General features: G+C 36.0%; 14 protein-coding genes. 1 reads left to right on the top strand and 13 read right to left on the bottom strand.

Features of this window, described 5'->3' with window-relative positions:
- Positions 1–59 precede the first annotated feature (59 nt).
- The 11 genes from ACVYAD_RS05350 to ACVYAD_RS05300 all read right to left on the bottom strand — a co-directional run bounded on the left by ACVYAD_RS05350 (position 60) and on the right by ACVYAD_RS05300 (position 10,459).
- Positions 60–500: a GNAT family N-acetyltransferase gene (locus tag ACVYAD_RS05350; protein ID WP_349661135.1), complete on the bottom strand. Its 441-nt coding sequence runs from the start codon at positions 498–500 to the stop codon at positions 60–62.
- A gap of 368 nt (positions 501–868) precedes the next feature.
- Positions 869–1,282, bottom strand: coding sequence for a DUF350 domain-containing protein (locus ACVYAD_RS05345; protein ID WP_476425094.1), 414 nt, complete (start codon positions 1,280–1,282; stop codon positions 869–871).
- A gap of 68 nt (positions 1,283–1,350) precedes the next feature.
- A complete protein-coding gene (locus ACVYAD_RS05340) occupies positions 1,351–2,616 on the bottom strand; it encodes a glutathionylspermidine synthase family protein (RefSeq protein WP_476425093.1) in 1,266 nt (421 codons plus the stop codon).
- 2 nt (positions 2,617–2,618) lie between these two features.
- Positions 2,619–2,927 carry a hypothetical protein gene (locus tag ACVYAD_RS05335; RefSeq protein ID WP_100544670.1) on the bottom strand — a complete coding sequence of 103 codons (309 nt, stop codon included), beginning with the start codon at positions 2,925–2,927 and terminating at the stop codon, positions 2,619–2,621.
- A 17-nt stretch (positions 2,928–2,944) separates the two neighbouring features.
- Complete coding sequence (locus ACVYAD_RS05330) at positions 2,945–3,406, bottom strand: hypothetical protein (RefSeq protein ID WP_476425090.1); 462 nt, start codon at positions 3,404–3,406, stop codon at positions 2,945–2,947.
- A 347-nt stretch (positions 3,407–3,753) separates the two neighbouring features.
- Positions 3,754–4,158: an ANTAR domain-containing response regulator gene (locus ACVYAD_RS05325; protein WP_476425088.1), complete on the bottom strand. Its 405-nt coding sequence runs from the start codon at positions 4,156–4,158 to the stop codon at positions 3,754–3,756.
- An 88-nt stretch (positions 4,159–4,246) separates the two neighbouring features.
- Positions 4,247–5,113: an ethanolamine ammonia-lyase subunit EutC gene (gene eutC, locus ACVYAD_RS05320; RefSeq protein WP_476425086.1), complete on the bottom strand. Its 867-nt coding sequence runs from the start codon at positions 5,111–5,113 to the stop codon at positions 4,247–4,249.
- A 15-nt stretch (positions 5,114–5,128) separates the two neighbouring features.
- Positions 5,129–6,490: an ethanolamine ammonia-lyase subunit EutB gene (locus tag ACVYAD_RS05315; RefSeq protein WP_476425255.1), complete on the bottom strand. Its 1,362-nt coding sequence runs from the start codon at positions 6,488–6,490 to the stop codon at positions 5,129–5,131.
- 206 nt (positions 6,491–6,696) lie between these two features.
- The gene (locus ACVYAD_RS05310; protein WP_476425085.1) at positions 6,697–7,779 is read right to left on the bottom strand and encodes a sensor histidine kinase; all 1,083 of its coding nucleotides are present in this window, start codon (positions 7,777–7,779) and stop codon (positions 6,697–6,699) included.
- 180 nt (positions 7,780–7,959) lie between these two features.
- Positions 7,960–9,231 carry an NtaA/DmoA family FMN-dependent monooxygenase gene (locus tag ACVYAD_RS05305; RefSeq protein WP_476425084.1) on the bottom strand — a complete coding sequence of 424 codons (1,272 nt, stop codon included), beginning with the start codon at positions 9,229–9,231 and terminating at the stop codon, positions 7,960–7,962.
- A gap of 256 nt (positions 9,232–9,487) precedes the next feature.
- Entirely contained in the window at positions 9,488–10,459 is a 972-nt protein-coding gene (locus ACVYAD_RS05300) for a DMT family transporter (RefSeq protein ID WP_476425082.1), read from the bottom strand.
- 244 nt (positions 10,460–10,703) lie between these two features.
- Between ACVYAD_RS05300 and ACVYAD_RS05295 the strand changes: the two genes are divergently transcribed.
- Positions 10,704–11,561 (top strand): LysR family transcriptional regulator, encoded by an 858-nt coding sequence (locus ACVYAD_RS05295; protein WP_476425080.1) that lies wholly within the window; start codon positions 10,704–10,706, stop codon positions 11,559–11,561.
- Between the two features lie 173 nt (positions 11,562–11,734).
- Here ACVYAD_RS05295 and ACVYAD_RS05290 read toward each other — a convergent pair whose 3' ends face one another.
- Positions 11,735–12,130, bottom strand: coding sequence for a VOC family protein (locus ACVYAD_RS05290; protein ID WP_476425079.1), 396 nt, complete (start codon positions 12,128–12,130; stop codon positions 11,735–11,737).
- A gap of 173 nt (positions 12,131–12,303) precedes the next feature.
- A complete protein-coding gene (locus ACVYAD_RS05285; protein ID WP_476425077.1) occupies positions 12,304–13,188 on the bottom strand; it encodes a LysR substrate-binding domain-containing protein in 885 nt (294 codons plus the stop codon).
- Between the last annotated feature and the right edge of the window lie 163 nt (positions 13,189–13,351).

Below are 13,351 nucleotides of genomic sequence, written 5' to 3'. Positions count from 1 at the left end.
ACTTTAAGAACATCCCACATAAACATTAGATACGCAATATTTATATTCATTTAGTCATTCTAATGAAAACTATATTTTGCTAGCATTTCTCCCCAAGGTGCCATTCCTGACTCTTTAAAACCCACACTGGCATATAGTTTTCTTGCTTGCTCGTTGTCCGGCTGATACCCGAGCCAGATGATGTCAGTGCGATCATCTCTACTCCGGATGTCTTCAATAATCAATTTCATTGCGCTCTTGCCATATCCACGCCCTTGAAATTGCTCATCAATCATAAATCTATACACCCAATAGTTTCTATCATCCGAATCAATCCCGTACATTGCAAAACCGATAAGTATTTCTTCAAAATAGATTGCATTGATCTTCATGTATGGTAAAAATTTACTTTCTGCAATTGAATACAGATTCGAGGCAATAAACCCTTCTTGTTCTTGCTTAGGCTTCAGTTGAATACAAGCTTCCCAATTACTTTGATCAATTGATCTTAAACTAATCAAACTTCAGATTCCTCCTCTAGTAGTAGAGAAATCCATGATCACGAACTCTCTACTAAATAAGTATTCCCCTACTGATAAAACAACCTGTTTTTTTATATACATACTACATCACTCCTCATAAGATGGTAGTCATCGTTAAATTGTACAATTATATAGAAATATTGCTCTCTGTTTGTACTTTTGTTTATTTCGGCATACAGGGAATTATCCATTCTATATTTCTACTCATCACCATAACGTGTCGTTGATTTCCGTCCGACTAGGCGCCGTCAGATGTGAACATTAAATATAAAGAGAGCATGTCTTTTCATTCATAAAAAAACATGCTCCCTTTAATGTATTATTATAGTGTTATCAAATATACTTTATTAATACGATAAACTTCCTGCTATAATTAATCCTACCGTAATGCCCACTGCAAATAAGCTGAAGCCTACTGCAGTATTTCCTTCTTCCACTTTTTTCTCCAAGCTTGTTTTTGGTGTTAACACATATTCAATAATTAAATACACAACCACTTGTGTAGCAATTCCGACTAACCCCCAAATAAAAGCATCAAGAATATGAACACTTGAAGACCATACTGTATATAATGTGATGCCTAATCCAATCACTTTTCCCCATAGCTTTAATGCAACGGCCATATTGCCTTCTTTAATTAAGTTCCACTCTGAAAATTTTGTTGTAAAAGCAAATGCAACAATACCAATCAAAATGAGAATTAACCCTGTCCCTGTATATAATAAAAAATTTAAAAAACTATCTAATGAGAAATATCCCATTCCAATACACACTCCTTTTATCGTGCTTCAGTTTGTTTCACTTTACTCTCTTAAAATCTTACAATTTTCTAATATCCTATTGGTAGAAAATAAGATCCGTTATCTGTAATTTGTCCCCCTGCGCGAATACCTATTGCACTTGCCTTACCATTAATATAAAAGCAACCATACATATAATGCGCTCGTTTTGGACCTTGTTCTGTTTGAATCATAGTTTGTGGTAGCTCTATAAATTGTTGATAAACAGGAAGTTCATCTATATATGTTTTATGAATATCTTCCGCAATTTTTTTACCTGTATTTGAAAAAATCTCGACAGTGTCTCCTTCGCGACCAAATGAAGGCTTTTTTACAAAACTTTGTCCTTGTTGCCAAAAAACATCTGGATCTAGATAAGTTGGTAAAAAATATTTATGTATTGCGTTATGTTCTTCAGGTGTATAAAATGAATGTTCTTCCTCATGTAGCCCCCAAATGAGCGCCATTATTGCCTTAGATTGTAGTAAAAAAGCAGAAGGAGGATTCACAATGGCTAAGTCTTTTTGTTCCACTAGCTTCATTAACGATTGACCAACTTTTTCCTTCGTTATTGGATCTTCATCATATATCAAATGTTCAATAGGATACGTCTGTCGATATAAAACATCGATTTTTTCTCCGCTTCTATCATAAAGACCTTGTGGTAGGACAACTTCTTCATTTTCTAAAATTGGCTCATCGACAAGTTGTAAGTGATTAAAGTCCATATACTGACTTTTTAATCCAGAGAGTTCCTTTAAATACATTGTTGTCAATTTATCTTCTTCATGTTCCGAGTGTGCTGCGAAAACAATATTGCTATCTTCATATTTTCTCCTCGTACGAAACGACAACGTTACAGCTTTCAAAATTGCTTGTTTTAACTGGTCTTCGCAGCCTTCGTTTGGATTTTGCATCTTAAACTGTTCACACACTTTTCCATTCACAAAAAAAGATTCCTTTATAAATGTAGGTGTATCTGCGTTTATTTCAAGCAATTTTACTTGTTCATCGGTCACTACTAAATCTAAACGAGCAATGACACTTTCTACTGGAAGTGTTTGCAAACGGATGAAAGAGTGAGTTTCAGTGGGAAATCCAAGACGCAAAAGTGTGTCATCATCTACCATACGCAACAAAGTAGCCGACTTATAAATAATATGGCCTATCTGGTCAGTTGCTTGGCGAATCCTATTAATCGTTTCTGAACTTTCTCTCTTAATATCAAATAGAGCATATTCCATCCCATAAATGTCATGCCAAAAATCCTTTATTTGGCTAAAAAATTGTTGTCGATTATCTCGAAATCGGTTCATCTTTACCCTCCAAAACCGCCTTTTGAACCACTGCCTATTCCTGATTTATAATTCGATACATATGTTTTATAGTCAGCACTTTTTTGTAATGATGTTTTTGTTCCATAATATTTCCCACCATGGTAGTAACTACGCGCATAAGTTGAATCATTATCATCGCAATAATACGTACCCGTTTCCTTATCCCAATCCCAATCATCGCAATCCGTTCCTGTTGGCTCTGCATATCCCCTTTCCTCTCCACAAGCAGTTAACGTTACCAAAGCCGCAGCTGCTAATGCTCCTGTCATCATCTTCTTTGTTTTCTTCATGTTAAAAATCCACCTTCCTATGTTGCAAGCGTATATCCTGTTGGCGTAACATATAAAATATACACACCTCGATCTTCATCAATTTCAGCTGAGTCACGCTCCCACTCCTTGTCTTCGATATATGTATATATACTGCCGATCATGCTTAAAATATCTAAATGATTCGCCATATATTCAAATGTGATAAGCGGATGATTTTTATAGGTATTTAATTCACGAATTTCAAGTTTAATACCTTCACATAAGAGCTCTTGCATTTCCATTGGTGTTTCTTCATACAACTCTACATAAATCACGAATAACTCACCTTCAATAGCAGAAGACAATTGTTTATAAGTCTTACCTTCTTTAATAAAAAATTCACATTCTCTTCTTGTTAAAATTTGTGGCAAGTCAATATTAGTATAATAATAGATTGGTTCAAACTTGTCTTTACCTTTTTGCAAACGATATTCTAACATTGCACCTTCGAATTGCATAACACACTTCCCTTTATAAATATTGTTTTTATATTCATCGTAGATTTTTCTATCCAGAAGCTCCTTATTTTTTTATACGACTGGGATTTATAATTAGTTTCATTTTATTCTACTAAACTTCAACTTAGGTATCATTAGGGTTTGTACCTACCTGCATTATTAATTCCCATAAAGTTATGTGTTTTTTTGTAGAGAGAAACTTCATACATCCGAGTACTCCCCCACAATGACATGTATTTATTTTTGAATATAAAAATCTCACTTAAACTAGAAAGATTTAACCATTCTAGTTTAAGTGAGATTAAGTTTGTTACTACTTGCTTTACTTCAGCGTTTTATTTAAAACTTCATCCTTCAAGTTGCCCTTTTGTTCGTTCAATCATCTTTCGCTTTTGAATTTTTGCTTGTGTAAGTTGTAAAGATTGTTTTAATGTTTGTGTCCTCTTAGCTTGTTGAAGTGCAATGACTATTGCGGGAATTAAGCTACCTTCAGTAACGGGTTTCACTAAATAGCCCATAATATTATCTTGCCTAGACTTCTCTATAAATTCTTTTTGACTATATGCAGTAATCAACAACACTGGTATATCTAACTGCCGGCCTATAACTTCGCTTGCTTTTAACCCATTTAATTTTGGCATTTCTATATCCATTAACACAAGATCCGGCTTCAATTTAAAAGCGAGCTCGATCGCTCGATCACCATTTCCTGCTTCCCCGACTACCTCATAACCGTTTTTCCGAAGCAACATTTTTAAGTCCATCCTGATAATTGGTTCGTCCTCAGCAATTAGAATCCGTTTTTTTCATCACACCACAACCTTTCTTGCAGGAAGTTTTCTATATGTTGATATTCCTTTGTTGCGCAAAAGACACGCCTGTACACTTAGCTAAAAGCATTTGTTCGATTAAATCTGATAAATAAGCACCCGCTTCAAGTGAAGTTAGTCCATCTTTATGAATATTTGAAATGACCGTCCGATCGGCTTCAACTGTTTTTTCAGTCGGCCGATAAATCATGTAAGCACTCAGGCTTTCATCTGTATTTAGACCTGGCCTTTCGCCAATTAACGAAATAACAAGGTCACAATTAACAACAGCTGCCACTTCGTCTTGCACCCACACACGCCCTCGCTTAATAAAAATTGGTTTTGCGATGCTTATATTTTTTAATTTTAATCCTTGTATTAAAGCAGGTAGTAAATCAGCTACATTGGCTTCTACTGCCGAGGAGCTCAAACCATCACAAACAATAATTTGAACATTTTTTCCTTTATCCCCATTTTGTTCAAGATACTTCATAGATTCATCTGATAGCTTTCGGCCAGCATCTAAATCCATTAAGTAAGATTTCATATCATTAGCTTTTGTTTCCAGCTTGTGTAAACCCATCTTTTGAAGAAAATCATCACTGACATCTCTTAATACAGCATCCTGTGCGGCTGCATGGTCAATTAAAAATTGCAAATAACTTGTCGTCAACATTCGAGTGCCAGTTCGACCAATACCTATACGAGCAGGTGTAATGCTCTGTGCTCGTTCAATAGATGCGGCGTTATGCGGCTTGTCAATCCCTTTTATACGTCCTTCCGGAAAATGTATGACTTCTTCTTTATTTTGAGCGGTATCGTTTTTGGGCGAATTCATATTTTTCTGTACTTCTTCTACTACTCTCTGAACAATATCTTGAATTTCTTGAATATTCATTTTGATCTCCCCTCCTCAATCAAAAATTGATAAATCTCCCGCACGTTTCGTCAACTTTCCATTTTCCATTAGGCCTATATTCTCCAACCATTTTTCAAATTCTCGAAGTGGTCTTAATCCTAGAATCTCACGCAAGCTAGCATCATCGTGATAGCTTGTATCTTGATAATTCAGCATGACATCATCTCCACCCGGTACTCCCATATAAAAATTCGCTCCTGCAACTGCCGTTATGATACCGGCAACTTCCTGATCATTTTGATCGGCATCCATATGATTTGTATAAGTTGGGGCAATTCCCATTGGTAAGCCATGCAATTTCCCCATAAATCCGTCTTCAAGATCCGCTCTAATTAATTGGCGCCCATCATAAAGTGTCTCCGGTCCAATAAAGCCTGAAACAGTATTCACCATGAAAGGCTTCCAGTGACGTGCATAACCGTAACTTCTTGATTCAAGCGTTTGCATATCTACCCCAAAATCAGCATTTAAAGATACTTCCGAACCTTGTCCAGTTTCAAAATACATAAAGTTTGGACCTGTAGATGTACCATATCGAGCCATCATCTCATAGCCATCATCAAGAATTTTTGTAGATATACCGAACGCTTCATTCCCTTTTTGTGTACCTGCTAAACTTTGAAACATTAGTGCGATAGGCGCCCCCTGTTTTAAAGCCTCCATTTGTGTTGTTATATGGGCTAATACACAATTTTGAGTTGGAATTTGCCATTTCTCAATAAATTCATGCGAAAGTGTCAAAAGTTTTTTGACGGATTCAATTGTATCCACATTCGGATTGATACCAATGACTGCATCACCTGCTCCATAGGATAATCCTTCTTTTATTGAATACAAAATGCCTTCCGGGACATCATTTGGATGGTTGGGCTGACAACGAAAAGCTAAGCGACCAGGCTCTCCAATTGTCGTATTACAATGTGCTTGATATTTCATTTTCTGTGAAGCAAGAACAAGATCAATGCTCGACATCAGCTTAGCAACTGCTGAAATCATTTCACTTGTTAGTCCTCTTGAAAGCTTCAATAATTTATCTGTACCTGTATCGGATGACAGAATATAATTTCTTAGTTCACCGACTGTCCAATTTTGAATATCTTTGTAAATCGTGTCGCTAATATCATCATAAATCAAGCGTGTTACTTCATCGATTTCATAAGGAATAACCGGATTCTCATAAATTTCTTTCAGCTGCATCTCGCTAAGTACTACTTTTGCTGCCATACGCTCAAGTGATGATTCTGCTGCTACACGAGCCATCACATCCCCGGATTTTGCTTCACTAGCTTTTGCAAGTACCTCCTTTACCGACGAAAACGTATAATGAGTTCCCTTTACTACGCAAGACAATTTCATCATTTAACACCCCTTTTTATTATGTTAAAGATTGCAATCAAACAAAAAAAAGCGCTTCCACATATCCCTGAAGAAAATTTTCTTCGGGCGTGAAAGGCGCCTTTGCCTTAGCTATTATTTTAGTTCATTCTACACTACTAGCAAATATTTTGTAAATAGTTCGAAAACAATATCAATTTCTGTGATCTTAGTGACATTTAGTTTTATTAAACCTCATTAGATACAATCGGAAAGGTTATTGAAACTTTTGTCCCTTTCTCAGAAATAGGGAATGAAAAAACGCCTTGTAGCTTCTCTTCAACTAACATTTCTACAAGTTGTAATCCTAAAGATGACAGATTGCCTATCGAAAAAGGATTACCAATTCCACATCCATCATCCATTACTGTAATCGTAACCATTTGCTTTCGTTGTCTCAAATTAATAACAATTTCCCCATAATTTCTTGAAAGAAAAGCATGCTTAATGCTATTTTGAACTAACTCATTAACAATCAGTGCTACAGCTGTTGCTTTATCTGACGGACAGAATATCGACTCTCCTTCTACAGACACAGCAATATGTTGATCTGGAATAATAGACGAGGACACTAACAAAGTAGAAATTTGTTGTATTAAAAGTTTAATATCTGCTTCCTCAATTCCACGCTGGGCCAAATAATCATGCACTAAAGCCATACTAGATATACGAGATATACTATCGTGAAATACCTCAGCTATTTCTTCCGAGTGAGTGCGTTGCATTTGTAATCTCAATAAACTAGAAATAACCTGTAAATTATTTTTAACGCGATGATGAATTTCCTGAACGACAATAGCTTGAAAGACACCTTGCTTGTCTTCGCTATTAGTCGCTTTCATAAGCTGCTCTATATTTCTTTCGTTCTGCACTACCTGTGAAATATCTCTTTCTTTTATTAATACCGCGATGGTCTCCCCATACAGGTCTTTTATAGGAACAATATCTTGTTGCATGACTCCACGCTCTTCCGTAATTCCTCTTGATCCAAATACTGGTTTCCCGGTTTTCAAACTAAATAATACACCTGGCTCCATTTCTTCAAATGCTATTTTCCCTAGCAAACTTTTTTTATATAAAGATGCGATAGTAGTAGGCTTTGCCTCAGCTACAATTAAAGAAGCGTTATCTTCTTCTAAAAGACAGTTGATAAAAATATCCGCTTGAGAAAGGTCAGCTATTATTTGAAGGTTTTTGGCCACACCTAAAATAATTTCACACTGTTCATTTGATAAATTTGTTAATCGTTCTATATCTAAAATTCCCATCATAATAACGCACTTACCCTTTCTCTAGTTTTTCAAACACTATAACAAAAATTGTGTTCAATGCGATACATCTATTAGAGAGTATCAAACGAAATTTGGTAAAAATAATAGAAAAGGACAAAACGTGTTTATTTACACCGCCTTGCCATTTTCTTTTCTACTTTCGGTTGTTTCGATCGTTCATTATACATCTAATCCTAAGTGTGAACGCAATGTGCTACCTTCATAATCAGCTCGGAATAAACCACGTTCTACTAAGTTCGGAATAACATCGCTAAAGAATAAATCTAAAGATTTTGCAGGACCACCTGGCACAGCTATAAAGCCATCCATTGCTCCTTTTTCATAAAAATTCACAATTTGATTCACAATATCTTGTGGCGTACCAATTGCTACAAGATGTGCAGAGCCAATTACCTCTGGGCGTTCTAATAATTCTTCAACAGTCGGCTCATTTTCTATAATATATCGGCGCACGAGATGTGCATGCGTTTTACTACGTACTTTTTGATTTTCAGGCGGCAACATATTTGCTGTTACGCAATCCATTAGAGCTAAATGACGAATATCCATCCCAATTACGGATTCTAGGGCAATATAGCGACGCTCAATTGTTAAATGCTCGTGTGCTTTACGGTGCATTTCTAATGCCTCCTCATATGTATCACCAATAAAGAAATACAATCCTGGTAATAAACGTATGTCATCTGCTGAACGCCCTAACTCAACAGCTCGCTTGCGCAAGTCATTGCGTAATTTAATACCTACTTCTATATCTGGAGTGGCAGCAAAAATAGCATTTGAAACTGCTGCCGCAAATTGACGACCTGTATCCGATGCCCCTGCTTGGAATAGAGGAATATCACCTGCTGGCTGCATAGGTATATTTAATGGTCCCTTTACATGAAAATACTCACCATCATGGTTAATTGGCTTCACAAGCTCTTTAATTTTCTCTAAATCTCCATCTACCTCTAATATTTCATAAGGGTTACTATGCCATAGTCGCTGAACAACATCCTGACATTCTGTTGCCTTTGCATAACGCTCCTCTGACGAAGGCATCAACTCGTTGCTAAAATTAGATGCTCCATCAATTGATGTTACTAGGTTCCAACCTAAACGCCCTTCACTAATCCAATTCAATGATTGTAATTGGCGCGCAATAATATAAGGTGGATTAAATGATGTTGAAACTGTTGTTACCAAACCAATTTGTTTAGTTTCTCTTGCCACCGTCGCCATTAAAAAACTTGGATCTAGCCCTACTGTTCCTTTCATTTTAGCTATTAATTCTGGATGCGCTATTAAATAATCTGCCTTAAATACAAAATCTAGCTTCGCTGCCTCAGCACGCTTTGCAAATGCAATATGTTCATCAATTAATGCACCTTTTTTGCCTTCACCATTCACCGCTAAATGCATCCCAATTATAAGATGTCTTTTTGCTGTCAATTTACACTCTCCTTTTTTAATTGAAAATGATTATCACTACCATCATAAAATTTATTTTCTAATAAGACAATGAAATAAAGAGTGTATTAATATATTTAACAATGAAAATAATCTAGTTAATTACAGATCTAATAAAGAGAGAGCATGTTTTTTCAATTAATAAAAACATGCTCTCTTAAATAAATTGTTTTACTAGACTTGTGCAAATAAAAAGTTACGTACAAAAAAGAAAATAAAAAATCCTTCACATTGAATATTAAACAGCCTGCCGTAATTCTTCTTCCTCATGCATAACCTGCGGACTCTCGTTTTCTTCTCTACGCTGACAGATGTTATTCCAAATAAGAGCAGAAATAACAAGTAAGGTCCCTACTATATCAAAGATTGTTACATTGTATCCTTGTATCATCATAATGACCAATGTAGTTATTGGAACGAAATTAATGAATAAAATCCCATTTATAGATGATAGAATTTTCACACCGTAATTCCAACTAAGCAATGCCACAATGCCTGGTAGTGTCATCATAAACAATAAATCATATTTAATAGCAAAAATCGTTTCCGTACTTGGGACTGATACAACTCCTTGTATCGTCATGATCATTGTGATGATACCTGTTACAGCTGTGCCAAATACACATGTTAATGTAGAATAGCGCAGCGTAGACCAATCATTAAATGTTTGACCGCCCATTGTATAGATGACCCACCCTATAACACCAATTAAAATGAATGCGAGCGAAACTAGATTATGTTTTAGTGTGAGAAAGAAACCCATATCGCCTTTTGTAATAACAAAAATAGCCCCAACAAAAGCAATGATCATACTACTAATCATATACTTCTTCGGTTTCACATGTTTATAGCCCCATAGAATAGCAATCGAAATCATCGGCATGAGTGCTTCCATAATCGACGCTACCATAACACCGGATTTCCCCATTAACATTTGGCCTAAGAAAACAAGCACGTTGTAAACTGTAAATGCCATCGTCCCAAAAAAGACGAGTAATTTACCTTTCCCTTCTAAACGAAATGCTTTCTTCCCTTCTTTCATCCATAATAAAATGACTAATACAATCGATACCGCTCCATATCGAATAGTTGAAAAATAGAGCGGATTTATATATTCAAGTGCATGATCGGCTACTGGAAACATGGCTCCCCATGACATACTGGCAATTAAACATGCGATCACGCCTATTACTATTTGATTTCTTCTCACTGTTTTTCCTCATTTCTATATAACCCTATCAATTATGCGTCGTCATCATTGCGTCCAGAATCGGCTTTATGCTTTGACCCGCACGATGTTGGTCACTCAGTCATTGCCCACAGGAAGTGGCGCTTTTAGACTGAGTTCTTCTATTTCACAATGAGAATTATAAAAAAGAAAATACATCACGTAAAATGATTGAAAGTGATATCAACTATCATTTATAATGATAGTTTTTAAGGGGGAAAGCTCGATGGAACTACGAGATTTACAGATTTTCAAAAGCGTCGCAAATAACGGTAGTGTTAGCCATGCTGCAAAAGAATTAAATTATGTACAATCCAATGTAACTGCACGTATTAAGCTATTAGAAAAGGAGCTCAATACTCCGCTATTTTATCGCCATAAAAAAGGGATGACATTAAATCCAGAAGGGCGAAAAATGCTTGCTTACGTTACTAAAATTTTGCAGGATGTCGAGGAAATGAAACAAGTATTTTTAGATAGTGATACACCGACTGGTACTTTAAAAATCGGTACAGTCGAAACAGTAAGTATATTACCTACCATTCTAGCGTCCTACTATAAAGGATATCCGAATGTCGACTTAACACTACAAGCTGGTTTAACTGAGGAACTTATTAAAGAAGTAGCGGATCACCAATTAGATGGTGCATTTATAACCGGGCCGATTAAACATCCAGCTTTAGAACAATATGATGTATTTACCGAGAATCTCGTTCTTATCTCACAAAACAAATCCTTTCGCATAGAAGAATTTATGACTACACCTATCCTTGTTTCTAATCAAGGTTGCGGCTATCGATCCAAGCTAGAACTCTGGCTCAAAGATGAGGGTTTATTGCCAAAGAGAATTATGGAATTTAATATTTTAGAGACAATTTTAAACAGTGTTGCCATCGGTCTAGGCGTTACACTTGTACCACAATCAGCCGCTGAACACCTTTCTACTACAGGCAAGGTTTATTGTCATCCAATTCCTAAAAAATACGGTACTATTTCAACCGTCTTTATTCGACGAAAAGATGCATATATGACAAATTCAATGGAATGTTTTTTAAAAACAATTGCTGAGCATCAGCATATATAGGGTTACTTCTATCATTTCCGCGTCTGTTTTTCTGCCAATCATCATTAATAATACCTGGGAAGTAACAAAAAAACGCTTGGTTTCTAGTACCAAGCGTTCTGTGTCAATTATATTTGGATAAAAAAGATGCAGAGAACCTATATTTAAAAACATAATTTTAAATTAAAATGGTTCTATTTCGCATTTTTGTCAGGCTGATGAATACCGAATATATTGCCCTCGGTATCAATATAGTATCCCTGCCACGCCATTCCAGGAAGAGCATATTTCGGCATTGCAACTGTGCCGCCATTCTCAATAATTTTAGCTTCCGTTATATCGTAATTTTCCACACCCATTGTACAAGCAAATCCATTTAAAGCTTGATTTGGTTCCGGAGAAGCACTTTGACGTTGCATTAAAGCCCCATCGATTCCTGGTTCGTCCGCATTACCAGTCACCGCTCCAAAGTAAGGCATTCCTGCATAATCACTCCAATCTTGAAATGACCATCCGAATACCTCTCCATAAAATTTCTTTGCTCGTTCCATGTCACTTACATGAATTTCAAAATGAACTAATCTCCCCATGTTATCCTCCTTATTATTAAAGAATTAATTTACTCACTGTGTTTGAGTACAATTACTATATATTATTATGACAAGGAATGGAAATTAAAAAGAAGAGAAATTATATGAAAAAAAATCGGGAATACGCATTCTAATACTAGTTCCCGATTTTGGTTCTATTTCTTTTAAATAGGTTAATTTACAGCGTTTAAATTCTCTTTTAAATACTGAATAAATGGATGCCCTTCTATATCTGATTTACGTGTACATATAAATAAACTTTGCTGAATATTTGCACGTTCTATATACACCCTAGCCAGTTTTCCATTTGATATACTTTCAGTTACACTGTAGGACGGTGCTAAAGTCATACCGTACCCTGCTTCCACTACTTTAATCGATTCATGTAAGCCTTGCATTTGAAGTCCTAATTTAGGTAAAGGACAGTTATACGTATAAAAAACTGACTCCAATAAATCAAGCGTCGAGCTACCACGTTCCCGATAAATAAAGTCCTCATTCGATAATTCATAAATGGAGACAGTTTGATTTGCCAAAGAATGTGATGGGTGCACAACAAACCAAAACGGGATATCTACTATTTTTTCAAACTGTAAATCAGGGTGACCGATTTTATTTTGCACGACAAAACCAAAATCTACTTCATAATTAAGAACTTGCTCTTCCACAGATTTTACATTACCTAGCGACACAAAAAATTCAATGTGAGGATTAGCAAGCTTATACGCTGCTATAATCGACGGGAGTATATAGTTTATGGGTATATAGGAAGAAGCAATATGTATTTTTTCTTCTTTCGCTAAAAATTTACCGAGTCTTTCATCAATTTGTGCTTCTAAATAAAATAAACGCATTCCCTGCTCATACAAAAACTTCCCCTCAGGCGTTAATTGAATGCCACGTCCCTTTCCTTCAATTAATTTTGCCCCTATTTCGCTCTCTAATTTCCGTATTTGAATTGTGACAGCTGGTTGGCTAAGCAGCATTTTATTAGCCGCTGCAGTAATACCACCAAGCTTTGCGACATTCGTAAAAATCCTTAATGCATGCAAATTCATTTCATTCACTCCTTCCTATCGATCAATTTCGCCTTGGCGTAATTGCGTCCGGATTTTGAATTGTGCCCGGGCCTGCACGATGCAGGTCAGTTAGCCGTTTTCGCAGGATGCGAAGATTTTAGGCTAACATCCTTATAGGCATTCCTTTCAAAATCCGTGACAT

The organism is Lysinibacillus sp. G1-3 (assembly GCF_056322905.1).
Note: the sequence above shows the minus strand (reverse complement) of the source record. Positions and strands in the feature narration are given on the sequence as shown.